The organism is Vibrio sp. D173a (assembly GCF_030248475.1).
In genome coordinates, this window is the sequence record NZ_JAHGAH010001287.1 from 1 (window position 1) to 852 (window position 852).

Annotated in this window: 2 protein-coding genes; both read right to left on the reverse strand. The window is 47.9% G+C overall.

Features of this window, described 5'->3' with window-relative positions:
- On the reverse strand, positions 1-638 hold a 638-nt coding region (gene rapZ, locus KIV40_RS32895; RefSeq protein ID WP_285353570.1), incomplete at its 3' end, for an RNase adapter RapZ.
- 1 nt (position 639) lies between these two features.
- Positions 640-852, reverse strand: a 213-nt coding sequence (locus tag KIV40_RS32900; RefSeq protein ID WP_285353571.1) for a PTS sugar transporter subunit IIA, incomplete at its 5' end; no start/stop codon positions are given.

The window sequence follows — 852 nt, forward strand, 5'->3', positions numbered from 1 at the left end:
AGGTAGGAGTGGATCGGCGCATCGAGGCCTGTTAATGGTCGAAGATCGGGGTCCCAGTGCGGGTTAGGCAAGAAGCGCACATCAAACACGTAATCCGCATCGCTAGGCAGGCCATATTTAAAGCCAAACGATTGGAAAACAATGATCAGCTCTTGTTTCTCTTTCCCTTCAATCTTGAGGCGAACCTGCTCACTGAGTTCGTAAAGGTTACAGTTACTGCTGTCGATCAAGATGTCGGCTTGGTCAGACAGCGGTGATAGCAGTTGCTTCTCTAGGTCAATGGCTTGCTCGAGTGAAAGCTTGTCATTACCCAGTGAAAGAGGGTGAATACGACGAGTCTCGCTATAGCGTTTGAGCAGTGTTTGTTTGCTGGCATCCAAAAATAGGACGCTAACATCGATATCGGCAGCATCTTCCAACTGAACTAAGGTCTCGGGGACAAGGTGAGGCTCTTTAGGCAGGTTGCGAATATCGATGCTTACGGCAACGTTTTGGTTGCTCTGCTTGACGGATTCGACAAAGTTGCCGAGTAGATCAACAGGTAAGTTATCAACGCAGTAATAGCCGAGATCTTCAAGCACTCGCAGCGCGACACTTTTCCCAGCTCCTGATTGACCACTGACTACGATAAGGCGCATGTTATTGCTCGCAAGTCGGCACTTGGATCATAATGTCGTAAAGCTCTTGATCGCTTTGCGCATTACGCAGTTGTTTCAGTGTTTGTTTGTCGTTGAGTCGCTCTGCCATACAAGAAAGGGTTTTTAGATGCTCTTTACATTGCTCACTAGGAACCAAAAGTGCAAATAGTAGGTCGACAGGGCGGTTATCGATTGCATCAAACTCGATAGGGTC